Annotated in this window: 17 protein-coding genes; 9 read left to right on the top strand and 8 right to left on the bottom strand. The window is 68.0% G+C overall.

Features of this window, described 5'->3' with window-relative positions:
- The first annotated feature begins 143 nt into the window (after positions 1 to 143).
- The 3 genes from MHZ91_RS21635 to paaG are packed head-to-tail and all read left to right on the top strand — an operon-like array spanning position 144 to position 3,283.
- Entirely contained in the window at positions 144 to 1,334 is a 1,191-nt protein-coding gene (locus tag MHZ91_RS21635) for an acyl-CoA dehydrogenase family protein (protein ID WP_239215647.1), read from the top strand.
- A gap of 33 nt (positions 1,335 to 1,367) precedes the next feature.
- A complete protein-coding gene (locus MHZ91_RS21630; RefSeq protein ID WP_239215646.1) occupies positions 1,368 to 2,480 on the top strand; it encodes an acyl-CoA dehydrogenase family protein in 1,113 nt (370 codons plus the stop codon).
- On the top strand, positions 2,477 to 3,283 hold the full coding sequence (gene paaG, locus MHZ91_RS21625; protein WP_239215645.1) for a 2-(1,2-epoxy-1,2-dihydrophenyl)acetyl-CoA isomerase PaaG: 807 nt from the start codon (positions 2,477 to 2,479) through the stop codon (positions 3,281 to 3,283). Before MHZ91_RS21630 ends, paaG begins: the two co-directional genes overlap by 4 nt.
- A gap of 12 nt (positions 3,284 to 3,295) precedes the next feature.
- Here the strand turns inward: paaG and MHZ91_RS21620 are convergent, their stop codons facing one another.
- The gene (locus MHZ91_RS21620) at positions 3,296 to 4,189 is read right to left on the bottom strand and encodes a LysR substrate-binding domain-containing protein (protein WP_175123277.1); all 894 of its coding nucleotides are present in this window, start codon (positions 4,187 to 4,189) and stop codon (positions 3,296 to 3,298) included.
- A 143-nt stretch (positions 4,190 to 4,332) separates the two neighbouring features.
- On the opposite strand from MHZ91_RS21620, the gene MHZ91_RS21615 reads away from it, so the two are divergent.
- From MHZ91_RS21615 to MHZ91_RS21600, 4 genes are all read left to right on the top strand, one after another.
- Positions 4,333 to 5,163, top strand: a complete 831-nt coding sequence (locus MHZ91_RS21615; RefSeq protein WP_239215644.1) for a MaoC family dehydratase N-terminal domain-containing protein — start codon at positions 4,333 to 4,335, stop codon at positions 5,161 to 5,163.
- On the top strand, positions 5,160 to 6,353 hold the full coding sequence (locus MHZ91_RS21610; protein ID WP_175185927.1) for a CaiB/BaiF CoA-transferase family protein: 1,194 nt from the start codon (positions 5,160 to 5,162) through the stop codon (positions 6,351 to 6,353). Before MHZ91_RS21615 ends, MHZ91_RS21610 begins: the two co-directional genes overlap by 4 nt.
- Positions 6,350 to 7,183: a CoA ester lyase gene (locus MHZ91_RS21605; RefSeq protein WP_175123274.1), complete on the top strand. Its 834-nt coding sequence runs from the start codon at positions 6,350 to 6,352 to the stop codon at positions 7,181 to 7,183. The genes MHZ91_RS21610 and MHZ91_RS21605 overlap by 4 nt, the downstream gene beginning before the upstream one ends.
- A 71-nt stretch (positions 7,184 to 7,254) precedes the next feature.
- The gene (locus tag MHZ91_RS21600) at positions 7,255 to 8,151 is read left to right on the top strand and encodes a sugar kinase (RefSeq protein ID WP_239215643.1); all 897 of its coding nucleotides are present in this window, start codon (positions 7,255 to 7,257) and stop codon (positions 8,149 to 8,151) included.
- A gap of 133 nt (positions 8,152 to 8,284) precedes the next feature.
- On the opposite strand, the gene MHZ91_RS21595 is transcribed toward MHZ91_RS21600, so the two are convergent.
- The 4 genes from MHZ91_RS21595 to hda are packed head-to-tail and all read right to left on the bottom strand — an operon-like array spanning position 8,285 to position 11,548.
- Positions 8,285 to 8,773, bottom strand: a complete 489-nt coding sequence (locus MHZ91_RS21595; protein ID WP_239215642.1) for a 2-amino-4-hydroxy-6-hydroxymethyldihydropteridine diphosphokinase — start codon at positions 8,771 to 8,773, stop codon at positions 8,285 to 8,287.
- 4 nt (positions 8,774 to 8,777) lie between these two features.
- On the bottom strand, positions 8,778 to 10,151 hold the full coding sequence (gene pcnB, locus MHZ91_RS21590) for a polynucleotide adenylyltransferase PcnB (protein WP_175138851.1): 1,374 nt from the start codon (positions 10,149 to 10,151) through the stop codon (positions 8,778 to 8,780).
- A complete protein-coding gene (locus MHZ91_RS21585; protein WP_175123270.1) occupies positions 10,152 to 10,850 on the bottom strand; it encodes an HAD family phosphatase in 699 nt (232 codons plus the stop codon). It abuts the gene before it with no gap.
- A complete protein-coding gene (gene hda, locus MHZ91_RS21580; protein ID WP_105237474.1) occupies positions 10,847 to 11,548 on the bottom strand; it encodes a DnaA regulatory inactivator Hda in 702 nt (233 codons plus the stop codon). Before hda ends, MHZ91_RS21585 begins: the two co-directional genes overlap by 4 nt.
- 340 nt (positions 11,549 to 11,888) lie before the next feature.
- On the opposite strand from hda, the gene purM reads away from it, so the two are divergent.
- Entirely contained in the window at positions 11,889 to 12,938 is a 1,050-nt protein-coding gene (gene purM, locus MHZ91_RS21575) for a phosphoribosylformylglycinamidine cyclo-ligase (protein ID WP_056320991.1), read from the top strand.
- 113 nt (positions 12,939 to 13,051) lie between these two features.
- On the opposite strand, the gene miaA is transcribed toward purM, so the two are convergent.
- Together miaA and mutL are read right to left on the bottom strand one after the other, a co-directional pair.
- The gene (gene miaA / locus MHZ91_RS21570; protein ID WP_175138850.1) at positions 13,052 to 14,011 is read right to left on the bottom strand and encodes a tRNA (adenosine(37)-N6)-dimethylallyltransferase MiaA; all 960 of its coding nucleotides are present in this window, start codon (positions 14,009 to 14,011) and stop codon (positions 13,052 to 13,054) included.
- 1 nt (position 14,012) lies between these two features.
- Positions 14,013 to 16,064, bottom strand: coding sequence for a DNA mismatch repair endonuclease MutL (gene mutL / locus MHZ91_RS21565; RefSeq protein ID WP_239215641.1), 2,052 nt, complete (start codon positions 16,062 to 16,064; stop codon positions 14,013 to 14,015).
- Between the two features lie 99 nt (positions 16,065 to 16,163).
- Between mutL and MHZ91_RS21560 the strand changes: the two genes are divergently transcribed.
- A complete protein-coding gene (locus MHZ91_RS21560; RefSeq protein ID WP_175123266.1) occupies positions 16,164 to 16,802 on the top strand; it encodes a VTT domain-containing protein in 639 nt (212 codons plus the stop codon).
- Positions 16,803 to 16,899: 97 nt separating this feature from the next.
- Here the strand turns inward: MHZ91_RS21560 and MHZ91_RS21555 are convergent.
- On the bottom strand, positions 16,900 to 17,648 hold a 749-nt coding region (locus MHZ91_RS21555; protein WP_239215640.1), incomplete at its 5' end, for an N-acetylmuramoyl-L-alanine amidase.

The following is a 17,648-nucleotide window of genomic DNA, read 5'->3' as shown; positions in this document are numbered from 1 at the left end:
GCCATTCTTCATTGCTGAAGCAGGACTTTTGCCAATCCGTAGTGGACCGCACGCCCTACACGCAACGCGAAGCCCGTCTTCGGGAGAGGCAGATTGTCCGGCCGTACGCGCCGTGGCTAGATACCGGGCAAAGGAGGTGGACCATGAACTTGACCTGGACGCCAGAAGAGCGCCAATTCCGCAAAGCCGTGCGCGCCTTCGCCGCCGAGAAGCTGCCGGAAGACATACGCGCCAAGGTGCTGCGGCACCAGCGGCTGGAACGCGACGACTACGTGCGGTGGCACAACATCCTGGCCGACCAGGGTTGGGGCGCGCCCAACTGGCCGGTCGAACATGGCGGCACGGGGTGGAACGCCTTGCAGCGCCTGATCTTCGAAGTGGAATGCTTCAAGGCGGGCGCGCCGCGGCTGCTGCCGTTCGGCCTGTCCATGATCGGCCCCGTGCTGATGAAATACGGCAGCGCCGAGCAGAAGGCCCGGTTGCTGCCGCGCATGATCCGTGTGGAGGACTGGTGGTGCCAGGGGTATTCCGAGCCGGGCTCCGGTTCCGACCTGGCGTCGCTGAAGACCCGTGCCGTGCGCGATGGCGACGACTACGTGGTCAACGGCCAGAAGACCTGGACCACGCTGGCGCAGTATGCGGACTGGATGTTCTGCCTGGTGCGCACCGATCCCGATGCGCGCGCGCAGCGCGGCATCTCGATGCTGCTGCTGGACATGCGCTCGCCGGGCGTCACGGTGCGGCCCATCCGCACGCTGGACGGCGGCCATGACGTCAACGAAGTCTGGCTGGAAGACGTGCGCGTGCCGGTCGCCAATCTTGTCGGCGAGGAAAACCAGGGCTGGACCTACGCCAAGTACCTGCTCGGCCACGAGCGCACCGGCATTGCGGGCCTGGGCCATTGCCACCGCGAGCTGGGCATCCTGAAAGACATGGCGGCGCGTGCGCAGTCGCGCGGCAGGCCGCTGCTGCAGGACAGCCGGATGCGCGACCGCATCTCGCGTATCGAGGTCGACATCATGGCGCTGGAAATGCTGCTGCTGCGCGTGGCCGCCAGCAACGATGGCACGCCCGGGCCGGAGGCCTCGGTGCTGAAGATCCGCGGGTCCGAGATCCAGCAGGATCTGGCCATGCTGCAGATGGAAGTCGCGGGCCCGGACGCTTGGCCTTATGACCCCGACTGGCTGGTGGCCGGCAACGATTTTCACGGCCCCGGCCCCGAGATGGCTGCCGCCGCCGGCGCCGGCTATGCCGATATGCGCAAGACCTCGATCTATGGCGGCACGACCGAAGTGCAGAAGGGCATCATCGCCCGCCTCGTGCTGGGCGTGTAGGCCCGCCGCGCAACCCCGACAGGAACACGACGCATGGATTTCATCTACACGGAAGAACAGCGCATGCTGGCCGACAGCCTGCGCCGCCTGGTGGACCAGGCATGGACCTTTCCCCAGCGGCGCGCCCGCCAGGCCGCGGGCACGCTGGACCGGCAGGCCTGGAATGCGCTGGCAGAACTGGGCGTGCTGGGCCTGACCATTTCGCAGGACCACGGCGGCTTTGGCGAGGTGCCGGCCAGCCTGCTGCCGGTGCATGTCGAGCTGGGGCGCGGGCTGGTGTCCGAGCCGGTCATCCCGAGCGCGGTGATGGGCGCGGCGTTGGCGGACGGCTGCGGCGAGGCGGCACGCGGCCGCTGGCTGCCGGCCATTGCCTCGGGCGAGGCCATCGCCAGCGTGGCGTGGCAGGAGCCCGGCCGGCGATATGCGGCTGATCCGCAGGACTGCCGTGCTGCGCAGACCGCCGAAGGCTGGCGGCTGGACGGCGCCAAACACCTGGTCTGGCACGGCGCGGCCGCCGATGCGTGGTTCGTCAGCGCGCGCGGTGGTGACGGTCAGACCGTCCTGTTGGCGGTGCCGGCCGATGCGGCCGGCGTGCGCGTGACGGACACGCCCACGCTGGATGGCGCGCGCTGCGCGCGGCTGGACTTCGATGCGGTGACGCTGCCCGCGGGGGCGCTGCTCGCAGAAGGCGCTGCGGCCGACGATGCGCTGGCGCAGGCGTTGCAATGGGGCACGGCCGCGCTGTGCGCGCACGCGGCCGGCGCCATGGAGCGGCTGCTGCAAATCACGGTGGAATACCTGAAGACCCGCAAGCAGTTCGGTCAGCCGTTGGCGTCGTTTCAGGCGCTGCAGCACCGGATGGCCGAGATGCTGGTGGCCAAGGAACTCGCGCTGTCCATGGCCTATGTGGCGGTGGCGGCGTTGACCGAATCCGACGCGGCGCAGCGGCGCCGCATGATCGCGTCGGCCAAGCTGGAAGCCGCGCGCGCCGGCCGTCTGGTCGCGCAGCTGGCCGTGCAGTTGCACGGCGGCATGGGCATGACGGACGAACTGGAGGTCGGCGATTATTTCAAGCGCCTGACCGTCGTGGATCAATTGATGGGCGATACGGCCGAGCAGCTGGCCGTGCTGGAGGAGTTGGCATGAGCGCGCACGTACCGGCTTTTACTCAGATCCAGTTCACGCTGGACCGCGGTGTGGGCGTCATTACGCTGAACCGTCCCGAGCGCATGAACAGCTTCACCGAGGTCATGCATGGCGAGCTTTCTCGCGCGCTGGACCTGCTGGAAGGGCATGAAAACCTGCGCGGCCTCGTGATCACTGGCGCGGGCCGCGGATTTTGCGCCGGCCAGGACCTGGGCGAACGCAAGCCCGCCGAAGACGGCTCGCGCCGCGATCTGAGCCTCATGCTGGAAAAGTGCTATCGCCCGCTCATCAACCGCCTGCGCGCGTTGCCGGTGCCGGTGGTGTGCATCATGAACGGCGTGGCGGCAGGCGCGGGCGCCAGTCTGGTGCTGGCGTGTGACGTGGTGTTTGCGGTGGAGTCGGCGCGCTTCGTGCAGGCGTTCAGCAAGATCGGCCTGTTGCCCGATGCGGGCGGAACGTGGTTCCTGCCGCGCCTGGTCGGGTCGGCGCGCGCGATGGGCGCGGCGCTGTTCGGAGAATCGGTGTCGGCCGCGCAGGCGGAGGCCTGGGGTCTGATCTGGCGGGTGGTGCCCGACGCGGCGCTGGCGGAAACGATCCAGCAGGTGACGGACACGCTGGCCGCCGGCCCCACGCGCGCCTATGGCGCCACCAAGGCGGCGTTGCAGGCATCCAGCGGCAACACGCTGGCGCAGCAGTTCGATCTGGAATGCCGCCTGCAGCGCGAGCTGGGCTACACCGACGATTACCTGGAGGGCATGCGCGCCTTCGCGGAAAAGCGGCCCCCGGCGTTCACCGGCACATGACGCGGCGCAACGTCAGGGCGTTTGCGGCGTCTGGATCTGGTCGATGAGTTCGCGCGCGCAGCCGGGCAGGGCGTCGATGTCGCGCACCAGCAGCTTGCGCTCGCGCACCACCCACGGCTCGTCCAGCTCGACAACTTGCAGCTTGGTGTCTGCCCCGTAGCGGCGCGCGGCCGAGTCGGGAATGACGCCGACGCCCACGCCCGCCTGCACCATGCGGCAGATCGAGTCGAAGCTGTAGAGCTGGATGCGCTGCGGCAGGCGCTGGCCGACGCGTTCCAGCTGGTCGCGCAGGAAGGCCACCAGCGTGGAGCCTTCGTGCATGGTGATGAACGGATAGCGCACGGCGTCCACCAGCTTGACCTTGTCCTGGTCCTGCAACGGATGGCCGTTGGGCACCACCAGCACCAGGCGGTCGGTGCTGAAGTGAATGGTCTGCAATTCGGGTGCATCCACCGGTCCCGCGACGATGCCCAGGTCGGTGGTGCCATCCAGCACGCCGCGCACGATGTCGCGCGTCAGGCGTTCCTGCAGATCGACCGTGACGCCCGGATGGCCCGACAGGAATTGCGCCAGGATGTCCGGCATGAATTCCGTGACGGCCGTGGTGTTGGCAAAGATGCGGATGTGGCCGGCGTCGCCGTCGGCCTGTTCCTGGAAGTCGTGTTTCAGGTGATCCACCTGCCGCATGATGACGCGCGCATGCTGCAGCAGTTTCTGCCCGGCAGGCGTGATTTCCACGCCGCGGCTGTCGCGGTAGAGCAGGCGGGAATTGAGCTGATTCTCCAGCGCCTTGATTCGCACGCTGACCGCGGCCAGGGACAGATGCGCCCGCTTGGCTGCCTGCGTCAGGCTGGGGGATTCGGCGATGTGGATGAACAGTCGGAGGTCGGCAAGGTCGAAGTGCATGGGCCATATATTACGGCGGCCGGCGCCGGCGCGGATGGCCGATTCAGGCGCAGCAAACCCCGCCTTGAGGAAAAACGAATTCACACGCCCGTCGGCTTGCGGGCATGCTTCAGGCTGTAAAAACACCACCAGAGGAACTCGGCATGACATCTACAGATCCGGCCGCGTGGATCGGCAGCGGCGAACGCAAGGCGGACGCCATGGATCCCGGCCACGCCGCGCGTATCGCTGCCACCTTGGGCGGTCCGGTGCCGGCCGAGGGCGACGACCTGCCGCCGCTGTGGCAATGGGCATTCTTCATCTCCACCGTGGGCATGGACGGGTTGGGGACGGATGGCCACCCGTCGCGCGGCGGTTTCCTGCCGCCCGCGCAGGACCGCAACCGCATGTGGGCGGGCGGCCGGGTGCAATTCCGCCAGCCGCTCAAGGTCGGCGTGCCGGCCGAGCGCGTGTCCACCGTGGCCGAGGTCAAGGAAAAGACCGGCCGCACCGGCTCCCTGCTGTTCGTGACCGTGCAGCATGAATACCGGCAGTCGGGCGAAGTGGCCATCCTGGAAGAGCAGGACATCGTGTACCGCCAGCCCACGCCGCCCAAGCTCACCGGCAGCGAGCCGGCGCCGCAGGCGCAATGGCGCGACACGGTCAATCCCACGTCGGTGCTGCTGTTCCGCTATTCGGCCGTCACCTTCAACGGCCATCGCATCCACTACGACCATCCCTATGTCACCGGCGTCGAAGGCTATCCCGGCCTGGTGGTCCACGGCCCGCTCATCGCCACCGAGATGGTTGCCGCCTTTGCGCGGGCGCATCCCAAGGCCCGCCTCACGCATCTCGCCTACCGCGGCCTGCGTCCGCTGATTTCCCCCGCGCCTTTCCAGGTCGCCGGCCGCCTGTCCGAGCCGGGCGTCGCCCAGCTCTGGGCCGAGCAGGACGGCACGCTGGCCCATCAAGCCGAATTGAGGTTCACCGAATGAACATGCAGGCCTCCCGCCCGCTGGACGGCATCACCGTCGTCAGCCTGGAACACGCCATCGCCGCGCCTTTCTGCACCCGCCAACTGGCGGACATGGGCGCGCGCGTCATCAAGATCGAACGCCCCGGGACCGGCGACTTCGCCCGCGGCTACGACGAGCGCGTGCGAGGTCTGTCCTCGCACTTCGTCTGGACCAACCGCTCCAAGGAAAGCCTGACGCTGGACCTCAAGCGCGACGAAGCCGGCGGCATCATGGACCGTCTGCTGGAATCGGCCGACGTACTGGTGCAGAACCTGGCGCCCGGCGCCGCGGCGCGCCTGGGCCTGTCGTTCGAGGCGCTGCACCAGAAATACCCGCGCCTCATCGTCTGCGACATCTCGGGCTACGGCGAGGGCGGTCCCTATCAGGACAAGAAGGCCTACGACCTCCTCATCCAGAGCGAAAGCGGCTTCCTGTCGGTCACCGGCACGAAGGACGATCCGGTCAAGGCGGGGTGTTCCATCGCGGACATCGCCGCGGGCATGTACGCCTACTCGGCCATCCTGAACGCGCTGCTGCTGCGCCAGCGCACGGGCCAGGGCAGCCGCCTGGACGTCTCCATGCTGGAAAGCATGGTCGAGTGGATGGGTTTCCCCATGTACTATGCCTTTGACGGCGCGGCGCCGCCCGTGCGCGCGGGCGCGGCGCATGCCTCCATCTATCCGTACGGGCCGTTCCCGGTGGGCGGCGGATCCACCATCATGCTGGGTCTGCAGAACGAACGCGAATGGCGCGTCTTCTGCGCCCAGGTGCTGCGCCAGGCCGAGCTGGCCGAGGACCCGCGCTTCATCTCCAATTCGCTGCGCACCGCCAACCGCGACGCGCTGCGCGCGCTGATCGTTGCCGCCTTCGCTGACCTGTCCATCGAGCAGGTGACGCAACGCCTGGAAGACGCCCAGATCGCCAATGCGCGCGTCAACGACATGGCCGGCGTGTGGGCGCATCCGCAATTGCAGGCGCGCCAGCGCTGGAGCGAGGTCGATAGCCCCGCCGGCATGCTGCCGGCACTGCTGCCGCCCGCCACCAGCAACGCGTTCACGGCGCACATGGGGCCTGTGCCCGCGGTGGGCCAAAACACCGATGCGGTGCTAGCATCTCTGGGATACGCGCCGGATCAGGTGGCGCAGTTCCATGCCTCGGAGGTTGTGTGACGCATCCCGTCGTTCGTAGCGCCCTGTTTGTGCCGGCCTCGCGGCCCGAACGCATCCCCAAAGCGCTGGCTGCGGGCGCGGACGCCGTCATCGTGGACCTGGAAGACGCCGTGGAGCACCTGGCCAAGGCGTCGGCCCGCGAAGCCCTGTGCGATTTCCTGGGCTTGAATCGCGAGGCCCGGCTCTGGGTGCGCATCAACGACGCCTCCACGTCCTGGCACGACGACGATCTGAAGGCCTGCCGCGGCAGGGCCGGCGTGGCGGGCATCCTGCTGCCCAAGGCCGAAAGCATGATGCAGGTGCGGCACGCAGCCCAGACCGGCTGTCCCGTGATTCCCATTCTTGAAACCGCGCAGGGCATTCTCAATGCCGGCGAGATCGCCGCCACCCCTGGTGTCGCGCGGCTGGCGTTCGGCAGTCTGGATTACGGCCTGGACCTGGGCCTGACGCCCGACACGCCGGGCGCCGAAACCGTGCTGGACCACGCCCGGGTGCAGGTGCTGCTGCATACCCGTGCCGCGGGCCTGGCGCCTGCGTTGGACGGCGTCTTTCCCGGTGTGCAGGATCAGGCCGGGCTGGCCGCGGCAGCTGGCCGTGCGCAGCAGATGGGCTTTGGCGGCATGCTGTGCATCCATCCCACGCAAGTCCCCGTCATCCACGCCGCCTTCGTGCCGGCTCAGCAGGAACTCGACTGGGCGCGGCGCGTCATCGCCGCGCACCGCGACACGGCCGCTGGCACGTTCATGCTGGATGGCAAGATGGTCGACGCGCCCGTCATCGCACGGGCGCGGCTGGTGCTGGCGCAGGCGGGCGAATCCGCGCGCGGCTGAATCCCGCGCCGGCGCCTCGTCCAGACCCTGCGCCGAGGCGCCCCGCGCATACAACCTGACAAGGCGAGCCCATGGGCGAGGCGCTTTTCATCGGACATACCTACATCGACGTCACCGTGCTGGCCGACGAATGGCCCACGGGCGACCAGAAAAGCGTGGCGCGCGACTACGCGGTCTCGTTCGGCGGCAATGCGGTGACGGCGGCGTTTGCCTGCGCGCGGCTGGGGTTGCCGCCCGATCTGATCTGCTCGCTGGCGCCCGACTGGCTGGGCCACATGTACTCGGATATGGCGGCCGCGCATGGCGTCACGCTGCACGCGCGCCAGGTGCGGCGCTCCTCGCTGTCGTTCATCATGCCCAACCACGGCAAGCGCGCCATCGTCCGCGCGCGCGACGCGGGCTACCTGAACGACTTCCCCCGGTTGGACATTAGCGGCTATCGCGCCCTGCATCTGGACGGCCATCAGCCCGACGCCGCGCTGCATTACGCGCGCGCCTGCCGCCAGGCCGGCGTGCTGACTTCGCTGGACGGGGGCGGCATGCGCGAGAACACCGACGAACTGCTGCGCCATATCGACGTGGCCGTGTGCGCCGAGCGCATGTGCGAGCAGCTAGGTCTGCCGCCCGAGGGGCTGCTGGATCTGCTGAAGGCGCGCGGCTGCCGCATCGGCGCGGTGACGCTCGGCGAGCGCGGCATGCTGTGGTACGACGAGACGGGGCGCGTCGACACGCTGCCGTCGCTTGACGTGCCGGCTGCGCGCATCATCGACACGTCGGGCGCGGGCGACGTGTTTCACGGCGCGTATGTGTGGTCTTACCTGACACGGCCGGAACAACCGTGGATTGAGCATTTCACGTTTGCACGGGCGGCCTCCGCGCACAAGATCCAGCATCTGGGAAACGAGGCGGGGCTGCCGGGCGTGGAAGACGTCGAGCGGGCGATGATGGCGTTTACGCCGAAGGCGTGAGGGCTGGCACGCGGCGCGCCATGTGTCGCGCTATGTTTCGCGCTATGTGTCGTGTCACGTGCTGCGTAATGCTCTGCGCAATGTGCCGCGCGATTGCGCGGGCGCGCATTGCGCCGCGCTGCTGATCCTGCGCTCAGGGCGCGATTCGTTCGATCGGCTGATCGTGGATCGCGTCGATCCACGCGTCAAGCGGCTGTCCTTGCACGGACAGGCCGGGCGCAAGATCGCGCAGCGGCAGCAGCACGAAGGCGCGCAGATGCAGGCGGGGATGCGGCAGGATCAGCCGCGCGTCATCCAGCCGCGTATCGCCGTGCAGCAGCAGATCCAGATCGAGGGTGCGGGGGGCATTGCGGTAGGGGCGCAGGCGGCCGTGTTCGTTCTCAAGCGCCTGCAGGACGTCCAGCAGCGCCAGCGGCGCGAGGACGGTGTCCACAGCCGCCACGGCGTTGATGAAGTCGGGGCCGGTGGCCTCCACCGGCGCGCTGCGGTAGAACGGCGAGGCCGCTACCCCGGTGATGCCCGGGGTGGCCTGCAACTGCGCCAGGACCTGGCGCAGGGTGGCCGCGCTGTCGCCCAGGTTGGCGCCCAGGCCGACGTAGGCGCGCACGGACGGCTGCGGCATGGGGTTACTCGCCGGCGGGCGCGCTGCGCGGTCCGCTGCGGCGCGGACGGCGGCGCCGGCGCGCGGGAGAGGCCGTGCCCGTGGCCGCATCGGAGGCTTCGCGCGGCTGGCGCGAGATTTCCTCGATCATCTCGGCGCGGGTGTCGTCGTCGGCGTTGGCCAGATCCATCCACCACTGCGCCAGCACGCTGTCGAACTCGCCGGCGGCGGCGCGCAGCTGCAGGAAGTCGCAGGCGGCGCGGAAGCGCGGCTGCTCGATCATGCGGTAGATGGTCTTGCCCATGCGGCGCTCGAAACGCGGCTGCATGAACCAGATTTCGCGCATGTCGGACGAGAAGCGGCGCTGGATGGCGAGCTTCTCGGTCTGTTCGTCCAGCACCGAGTCCGCCGCCGTCGACAGCGCGGGGATGGTGTGCTCGCCCTGGGCGCGCAGCTGCTTCCAGCGCACGTCCACCTGCTGCCACAACAGCGCGGCAAAGAGGAAGCTGGGGCTGATGGTCTTGCCAGCGCGCACGCGCGCATCGGTGCGTTCCAGCGCCAGTTCCACGAAGTGTTCGCCGCCGGGTTGCTCAAGCACGACGTCCAGCAGCGGCAAGAGGCCGTTGTGCAGGCCGTCGGCGCGCAACTGGCGCAGGCAGTCCATGGCATGGCCGCAGGTCAGCAGCTTGAGCATCTCGTCGAACAGGCGCGAGGCCGGCACGTTTTCGATGAGGTCGGCCATCGTGCTGATGGGCTGGCGCGTGGCCGGGTCGATCGTGCCGTTCAGCTTGGCGGCAAAGCGCACCGCGCGCAGCATGCGGACCGGGTCTTCGCGGTAGCGCTTGACGGGGTCGCCGATGATGCGGATCTGGCGCTTCTTCAGGTCGGCCACGCCGTCGTGGTAGTCGATGACTTCCTCGTTGTGCGGGTCGTAGTACAGCGCGTTCATGGTGAAGTCGCGGCGCTTGGCGTCTTCTTCCTGCGAACCGAAGACGTTGTCGCGCAGGATGCGGCCGTGCTCGTCGGTCTCCTGGTCTTCCGAGGCGGGCGCGCGGAAGGTGGAGGTCTCGATGATTTCCTGGCCGAACACGACGTGCACCAGCTGGAAGCGGCGGCCGATGATGCGCGCGCGGCGGAACAGCGGGCGGATCTGTTCGGGCGTGGCGTTGGTGGCTACGTCGAAGTCCTTGGGCTCCAGTCCGACGATCAGGTCGCGCACCGCGCCGCCCACGATATAGGCTTCGTAGCCATGCTGGCGCAGCACCTCGCACACCTTGATGGCGTGGCGCGACACGTTGCGGCGATCGATGCCGTGCTTGTCGCGCGCGATGCGCAACGGCCCCTTGGGTGTCGGCGCGAAGAGCCGGCCGACGAATTTTCTTATGGTTTCAGTGATCATTTAGGACTTCGAATCTTCCATGTGGTCGAACAGGTCGATCACTTGCCAGCCGCGTTCCTGTGCGATGGCGCGCAGGGTGGGGCTGGGGTTGGCGGCAATTGGACGGGTCACTTTTTCGAGCAGCGGCACATCATTGACCGAATCGCTATAGAAAAACGATTCGGAGAAATCCGCAACCCCCAGGCCCATGCCGGCGAGCCAGTCGTTGACGCGCACGACCTTGCCTTCCTTGAAGCTGGGCGTGCCCAGGATGCGGCCGGTGTAGCGGCCGCGCAGGTACTCGGCGTCGGTCGCGACCAGGTGGGGCACGCCGAAGGCGCGGGCGATCGGGGCGGTGACGAAGCTGTTGGTGGCCGTGACGATGGCGCAGAGGTCGCCGGCTTCGAGGTGGCTGTCGACGAGGTCGCGGGCAGCCGGTGTGATGGACGGGCGGATGACTTCGCCCATGAAGGTTTCGTGCCAGGCGGCCAGGTCGTACGGCGAATGCGCAGCCAGCAGGCCCAGCATGAATTCGGCGGCCTGTTCGGCCGTGAGTTCGCCGCGGTTGTAGCGGTCCATCAGATCGTCATTCAGGCGGCGGGCTTCGACGGGATCGCCCGCGCGGCCTGTGCGCGCCAGATAGTCGGCCCATTGGTAGTCGCTGTCGAGCGGCAGCAAGGTGTGATCCAGGTCGAACAGGGCGAGACGTCGGGTGGTCATGTGCGTTGTGAATCAGGATCTGCGAGCATGGCGCGCAGCAGGGGGAGGGTGATGGGGCGGCCGGTGGCCAATGAATAACGGTCCAGCGCGTCGAGCAACGCGGCAAGCTTGCGGATGTCGCGTTCGTGGTGCGTGAGCATCCAGTTGATGATTTCGGGCGCCAGATGCAGCCCGCGTTCGGCGGCCTGCGCGGACAGCGCGGCCAGCTTGTCGGCGTCGGACAGCGGATCCAGGCGGAACACCAGATCCCAGCCCAGTCGCGTGCGCAGGTCTTCGCGCAGCGGCATCGACAGCGGCGCGCGGTCGCCGGCCAGCGCCAGCGCAAAGGCGCGCTGCGTGGCGGCGGATTCGCGCCACCGGTTGTACAGCGCAAACAGGGCAGCCTGGCGGCTGTCGTCCATGCGGTGCACGTCGTCGACCGCCACGAACTTGGGCATGGGCGATTTGGAATCGGCCTCGGCCAGGCGGCGCAGCATGTTTTCGCCGTTGGCCGGGTCGACGTAGACGGCATCGGGCCGGGCGGTCAGCGCGCGCAAGAGGTGGGTGCGGCCGCAGCCGGCGGCGCCCCAGATGTACAGGGCCCGTCCGGGCTTGAGCGCACGCACGGCCGCCACCGCTTCTCCGTTGGGGCCGGCGATGTAGTTGTTCAGCGATGGCGCTGGCGCGGGGAGAACGTCAAGCAGCAGCTGGCGGTTCATGAGAGTTAGCAATCGGGCTTTTCAGGGGCGCTGGAATAGCCATGTTCAGGGGCGCCGGAAGAGCCATTTTCAAAGGCGCCGGAATAGCCAATTCGGGGCGCCACAAAAAGCCAGGAAAAAAAGCCAAGAAAAATCGGTGATGCAAGGGCCATGTAGAAACTGGCAAAATCAATACCGGCCAACCCTACACTTTAAACCACCTGGGGCGCTGATGTCGCGTCGGAACGCACGGCCTGGCGTGGGTTTGCGCCTTACGCGCCTGTCCGTGCCCGCGTCATCGTAAAATGCAGGGCGTTCCACCAAAATCCCAGCAATTGTTACATACCCCACGGCATTTCTCATGACGAACCAACCTAAAGCCCCCCTGACCTACCGCGACGCCGGTGTCGACATCGACGCAGGCGACGCCCTGGTCGACCGAATCAAACCCCTTGCCGCGCGCACCATGCGTCCCGGGGTGCTGGCCGGTATCGGCGGCTTTGGCGGCCTGTTCGAAGTGCCCAAGACCTACAAGGAGCCGGTGCTGGTTTCCGGCACCGACGGCGTGGGCACCAAGCTGCGCCTCGCGTTCGACTGGAACCGCCACGACACGGTCGGCATCGACCTGGTCGCCATGAGCGTCAACGACATCCTGGTGCAGGGCGCCGAGCCGCTGTTCTTCCTGGACTACTTCGGCTGCGGCAAGCTGTCGGTGGACACGGCGGCGGCGGTGGTGGGCGGCATCGCCAAGGGCTGCGAACTGTCGGGCTGCGCCCTGATCGGCGGCGAAACCGCCGAAATGCCGGGCATGTACCCGGACGGCGAATACGATCTGGCCGGCTTCGCGGTGGGCGCGGTGGAAAAGTCCAAGATCATCGACGGCAAGTCCATCAAGGCGGGTGACGTGGTCCTGGGCCTGGCGTCCAGCGGCGCGCACTCCAACGGCTACTCGCTGCTGCGCAAGATCCTGGAACGCGCCGGCGCCAAGCCGGACGACGATTTCCACGGCCAGAAGATGGTGGACGTGGTCATGGCCCCGACCCGCATCTACGTGAAGCAGGTGCTGGCTGCGCTGGCCAAGCACGGCACCGACATCAAGGGCCTGGCCCACATCACGGGCGGCGGCCTGCTGGACAACGTGCCGCGCATCCTGCAGGACGGTCTGGCCGCCAAGCTGCACCGCGACGCCTGGGAAATGCCCAAGTTGTTCCAGTGGCTGCAGGAGCAGGGCGGCGTCGAAGACACCGAGATGTACCGCGTTTTCAACTGCGGCATCGGCATGGTGCTGGTGGTGGACCCGGCCCAGGCCGACGCCATCGCCGCCACGCTGCGCGAGCAGGGCGAGACGGTCAGCAAGCTGGGCGAGATCGTTCCCCAGGAAGCCGGCATGGCGCAGACCTTCGTGGTGTGATGCCGCGGCGATAGCGCTGAAATGAAATGACCGCCGTGATGGCGGTCATTTTTTTTGTGGCGCGAGCGGTCGCCTGGGCGCCACGCTCTCGAATCAGGAAGTGTTGCCGCCCGTCAGTCCGCCAGCGCCACTGCCACGGCGTCGATCGTCTGCGCGACGGCGTCGGCGGCCAGGCAGTCCACGATCACACGCTCGGGCTGCGCGCGCAGCCAGGTGATCTGGCGCTTGGCCAGTTGCCGGGTCGCCGCGATGCCCTGTTCGCGGGCGGTATCCAGGTCGATCTCGCCGTCCAGGTGCGCCCACATCTGCCGGTAGCCCACGCACCGCACGGACGGCAGGCCGGGATGCAGGTCGGCGCGGGCGTGCAGGCCGCGCACCTCGTCAAGGAGGCCTTGCCGCAGCATGGCGTCAAAGCGCTGTTCGATGCGCGCGTGCAGCGCGGCGCGGTCCGAAGGTTCCAGGCTGATGGTCAGATACCGGTTGGCGTCATCGTCCGGCTTGCGCTCGGCCCGCTGCAGCAGCGCCGACATCGGCTGGCCGGACAGCTGGCAGATTTCCAGGGCGCGCTGGATGCGCTGGCTGTCGTTGGGCGCGAGGCGCGCGGCGGTGATGGGGTCCAGCACCGCCAGCTCGGCATGCAGGGCGGGCCAACCCAGGCGGGCGGCGCGCGCTTCCAGTTCGGCGCGCAGGGCAGGATCGGCCTGCGGCAGATCGTCCAGGCCGTCGCGCAGCGCCTTGTAGTACATCATCGTGCCGCCCGCCAATAGCGGAATGCGGCCGCGCGCGCGAATCTCCCCGATCAGGCGCAGCGCGTCGGCGCGGAATTCCGCGGCCGAATACGACTGGGCAGGATCCAGGATGTCCAGCAGATGCTGCGGCACGCGGGCCTGCTCTTCTGCCGACGGCTTGGCGGTGCCGATGTCCATGCCGCGGTAGATCGTGGCCGAATCCACGTTGACGATTTCGAGCGGCCAGCGTTCGGCGAGCGCCAGCGTGGACGCGCTCTTGCCGGCCGCGGTGGGGCCGGCAAGGCAGATGACCGGGAGCGATGCGGGAGATTGGGAAGACGACAAGCTATTGTCCGCGCAGAAAGAGCTTGTCCAGGTCCGACATGGACCACTGCACCCAGGTGGGCCGCCCGTGATTGCACTGGTCGGCCCGTTCCGTGGTTTCCATCTGGCGCAGCAATCCGTTCATCTCTTCAAGCGTGAGCTTGCGGTTGGCGCGCACGGACCCGTGGCAGGCCATGGTCGAGAGCAGTTCGTTGCGCTGTTCGGTGAGCAGTCGCGACACGCCGACGGCGCCCAGGTCGCGCAGCACGGCGCGGGCCAGGGTTTCGATGTCGCCGCGCGCCAGGATGGCCGGCACCGACCGCACGGCGATGGACGTGGGGCCCGACGGGCGCATCTCGAAACCCAGATCGTTCAACTGTTCTTCGAACTCCTCGACCAGCGCCACGTCCTTTTCCTGCGCGTGAAACACCACGGGCACCAGCAGATCCTGGCGCGGCAGGCTGCGCGCGTCCAGGGCCTGCTTGAGCTGTTCATAGACCACGCGCTCGTGCGCGGCGTGCATGTCCACCAGCACCATGCCGCGGCGGTTCTGCGCCAGGATGTAGACGCCGTGCAGTTGCGCCACCGCCATGCCCAGCGGGTGTTCTTCGTCGGCGGGCAGCGCGGCGGGTGCCGGCGACGGTTCGCGCAGGGGCGCGGCGCGGGCCGCCGTGTCGTCGGTCAGCGGGCGATAAAGCGATTGCCAGTCGGCGGCGGGGATCCCGGCCGGTTCGGCGTGCAGGCGGAAGGGGACCTGGGTGTGCGGGCGCTGGGGGGCGGGAGAGGGGCGCAGGCCGTAGGCGGCGCCGTTGCCCGGGCCGCCGCTTGCGCCAGGGTAAGCGCCGGCATTCGAGCCGCCAGCCGCGGCGCCGTTCAAGCCGCCATTGCCGCCATTGCCGCCATTCGTGCTGCCGTAGCCTCCATTCACGCCGCCGTAGCCCGGGCGCGGAGATTCCGTTGTGGACGGCGAGGCCGGCCGGTAAGCCGGTGCGGCGGAGTCGGTCGAGGCCGCGTCGCCCGCCGGGCGCGCTACGGTTTCAAATTCGGCGTCTTCAGCGTGCCCCGCAGGCGCAACGGCCGACGAGCCGCCCATCTGGGCCAGCGTCTGGCTGACCGCGTGCGAGACAAAGCGGTGCACGGCGCCGCTGTCGCGGAAACGGACCTCGTGCTTGGCCGGGTGGACGTTCACGTCCACGGCGGCGGGGTCGATGTCCAGGAACAGCACGTACGCGGGCTGACGGTCGCCGTGCAGCACGTCGGCATAGGCCGAGCGCAGCGCGTGGCTGACGGTGCGGTCCCGCACGTAGCGGCCGTTCACGTAGAGGTATTGGCGGTCGGCGCGGGCGCGGGCGGCGGTCGGCCGGGTAATCATGCCGGCCAGGCTGACCGTGCCGACCGAATGCGACAGCAGCAGGCCGTGCTCGGCGAATTCGGCGCCCAGCACGTCGCGGATGCGCTGCGGCGGATCAGCCGGCAGCCACTGGCGCTGCGCGCGGTCGTGGTGGAACAGGCGGAAGGCGATCTGCGGATGCGCCAGCGCGATGCGCTCCATGGCGTCGACGCAATGGCCGAATTCGGTAGCTTCGGAGCGCAGGAACTTGCGGCGGGCCGGCACGGCGTCGAACAGCTGGCGCACGTCGACCGTGGTGCCGGGCGGGCCGGACGCGGGGCCGACCTGCATGCTGCCCGCGTCGATCTGCCAGGCGTGATCGCCGTCGCGGGTGCGGGAGATGATGGACACCTGGGCGACCGACGCAATGGACGCCAGCGCTTCGCCGCGGAACCCCATCGAGGCCACGGATTCCAGCTCGTTCAGCGAGCGGATCTTGCTGGTGGCGTGGCGGGCCAGCGCCAGGGGCAGTTCCTCGGGCGGAATGCCGCCGCCATCGTCCGTGACGGCGATACGCCGGATGCCGCCGCCTTCGAGGCGGACCTCGATGGCGCGCCCGCCCGCGTCGATGGCGTTTTCAAGGATTTCCTTGAGCACGGACGCGGGGCGCTCGATGACCTCGCCAGCGGCGATCTGGCTGATCAGCAGGTCGGGAAGCGCAAGGATGGAACGACGTTCGGTCATGAGGCCCAGATCTTATGTAGCAGTGCGGACGATTTTAGCGTCATGCCCCGGTCGGCTATAGTCGCTGACAAATTCCACTCGGATATCAGGGCCGCTTCAATGCTTGAGTTTTTCAATATGGTGCTTCACATCGACCAGACGCTTGGCCTTTGGGTCGAGCAGTACGGCGTGTGGGTGTACCTGGTGCTGTTTCTCATCGTCTTTGCGGAGACGGGGCTGGTCGTGCTGCCCTTCCTGCCGGGCGACTCGCTGCTGTTCATCGCCGGGGCCTTTGGCGCGACAGGGCATATCGACCCCGTTTTGATGTCGGTGTTGCTCATCGTCGCCGCCGTGACCGGCAACTCGCTGAACTACGCCATCGGCCGTTACATCGGGCCGCGGGTGTTCTCGATGAACCTGCGCTTTCTGGACCGCGGTGCGCTGATGCGCACGCACGCGTTCTACGAAAAGCACGGCGGCAAGACGATCGTGATGTCGCGCTTCATTCCGGTGGTGCGCACGTTTGCGCCCTTCGTGGCGGGCGTGGCCGAGATGTCGATGGCGCGCTTCCAGCTGTTCAACATCATGGGCGCGCTGTTGTGGGTGATCAGCCTGGTGGCGGCGGGTTACTTCTTTGGCAACATCCCGATCATCCGCGATCATCTGAACACCATCGTGCTGGTGGGCCTGGCGGCGGCGGTCGTGCCGGTAGTGGGGGCCGGTGTCCTCAAGCTGGTGCGCGCGCGCCGCACGCAATAGCGTCCGCGCTGCGCAAACAAAAAGGCTATGCGCCGGAAGGTGCATAGCCTTTTTTCGTGAACCCTGAAATGGATCCGAGCGCGGGGCCGAATCCCGGCTAGCTCAGGTCGCCCAAACGGGCCAGCGGCGGATTGGCCGTGAAGTAGCGCTGGATGCCGGTCATCATGGCCTGCGCCAGCTTGTCCTGGTGCGAGGAGCTGCGCAGCAGCGCTTCTTCTTGCGGATTGCTGATGAAGGCGGTTTCGACCAGCACCGACGGGATGTCCGGCGCCTTCAGCACGGCAAAGCCGGCCTGCTCGACGCTGTTCTTGTGCAGGCGGTTGATCTTCTTGATCTCGTCCAGGAAGGCGTTGCCAACCTTGAGCGAGTCATTGATCTGGGCCGTGGTGGACAGGTCCAGCAGCACTTTCGCGACCTGGCGATCGTGGCTGCCCAGGTTGACGCCGCCGATCAGGTCGGCCGCGTTTTCCTTGTCGGCCATCCAACGGGCCTGCGCGCTGGTGGCGCCGCGCTGGGACAGCGCAAACACCGACGAGCCGTTGGCCGAGGGCTTGACCCAGGCGTCCGCGTGGATCGAGATGAACAGGTCCGCATGCACGCGGCGCGCCTTTTGCACGCGCACGTGCAGGGGCACGAAGTAATCGTCGTCGCGCGTCAGGTAGGCGCGCATGTAGGGCTGGCTATCGATCAGCGCCTTCAGGCGCCGTGCGATGCGCAGGACCACGTCTTTTTCGCGCAGCCCGGATTTGCCGATGGCGCCCTTCAGCGAGTTGCCGGTCACGGCGGCGACGATGAGCAACACCGACATCAAAACGGGGTCGATATGCCCTGTCGCGCCAAAGGCCC

Source organism: Achromobacter sp. ACRQX, assembly GCF_022346505.1.
GTDB classification, from domain to species: domain Bacteria; phylum Pseudomonadota; class Gammaproteobacteria; order Burkholderiales; family Burkholderiaceae_B; genus Achromobacter; species Achromobacter animicus.
The sequence above is the reverse complement of the archived record's forward strand: the minus strand, read 5'-3'. Positions and strand labels throughout refer to the sequence as shown.

Excerpts from the sequence above, each read along its gene's own strand:
- MHZ91_RS21635 (WP_239215647.1), top strand. The coding sequence starts at position 144 with ATGAACTTGACCTGGACGCCAGAAGAGCGCCAATTCCGCAAAGCCGTG.
- MHZ91_RS21630 (WP_239215646.1), top strand. The coding sequence starts at position 1,368 with ATGGATTTCATCTACACGGAAGAACAGCGCATGCTGGCCGACAGCCTG.
- paaG (WP_239215645.1), top strand. The coding sequence starts at position 2,477 with ATGAGCGCGCACGTACCGGCTTTTACTCAGATCCAGTTCACGCTGGAC.
- MHZ91_RS21620 (WP_175123277.1), bottom strand. The coding sequence starts at position 4,189 with ATGCACTTCGACCTTGCCGACCTCCGACTGTTCATCCACATCGCCGAA.
- MHZ91_RS21615 (WP_239215644.1), top strand. The coding sequence starts at position 4,333 with ATGACATCTACAGATCCGGCCGCGTGGATCGGCAGCGGCGAACGCAAG.
- MHZ91_RS21610 (WP_175185927.1), top strand. The coding sequence starts at position 5,160 with ATGAACATGCAGGCCTCCCGCCCGCTGGACGGCATCACCGTCGTCAGC.
- MHZ91_RS21600 (WP_239215643.1), top strand. The coding sequence starts at position 7,255 with ATGGGCGAGGCGCTTTTCATCGGACATACCTACATCGACGTCACCGTG.
- MHZ91_RS21595 (WP_239215642.1), bottom strand. The coding sequence starts at position 8,773 with ATGCCGCAGCCGTCCGTGCGCGCCTACGTCGGCCTGGGCGCCAACCTG.
- pcnB (WP_175138851.1), bottom strand. The coding sequence starts at position 10,151 with ATGATCACTGAAACCATAAGAAAATTCGTCGGCCGGCTCTTCGCGCCG.
- MHZ91_RS21585 (WP_175123270.1), bottom strand. The coding sequence starts at position 10,850 with ATGACCACCCGACGTCTCGCCCTGTTCGACCTGGATCACACCTTGCTG.
- hda (WP_105237474.1), bottom strand. The coding sequence starts at position 11,548 with ATGAACCGCCAGCTGCTGCTTGACGTTCTCCCCGCGCCAGCGCCATCG.
- purM (WP_056320991.1), top strand. The coding sequence starts at position 11,889 with ATGACGAACCAACCTAAAGCCCCCCTGACCTACCGCGACGCCGGTGTC.
- mutL (WP_239215641.1), bottom strand. The coding sequence starts at position 16,064 with ATGACCGAACGTCGTTCCATCCTTGCGCTTCCCGACCTGCTGATCAGC.
- MHZ91_RS21560 (WP_175123266.1), top strand. The coding sequence starts at position 16,164 with ATGCTTGAGTTTTTCAATATGGTGCTTCACATCGACCAGACGCTTGGC.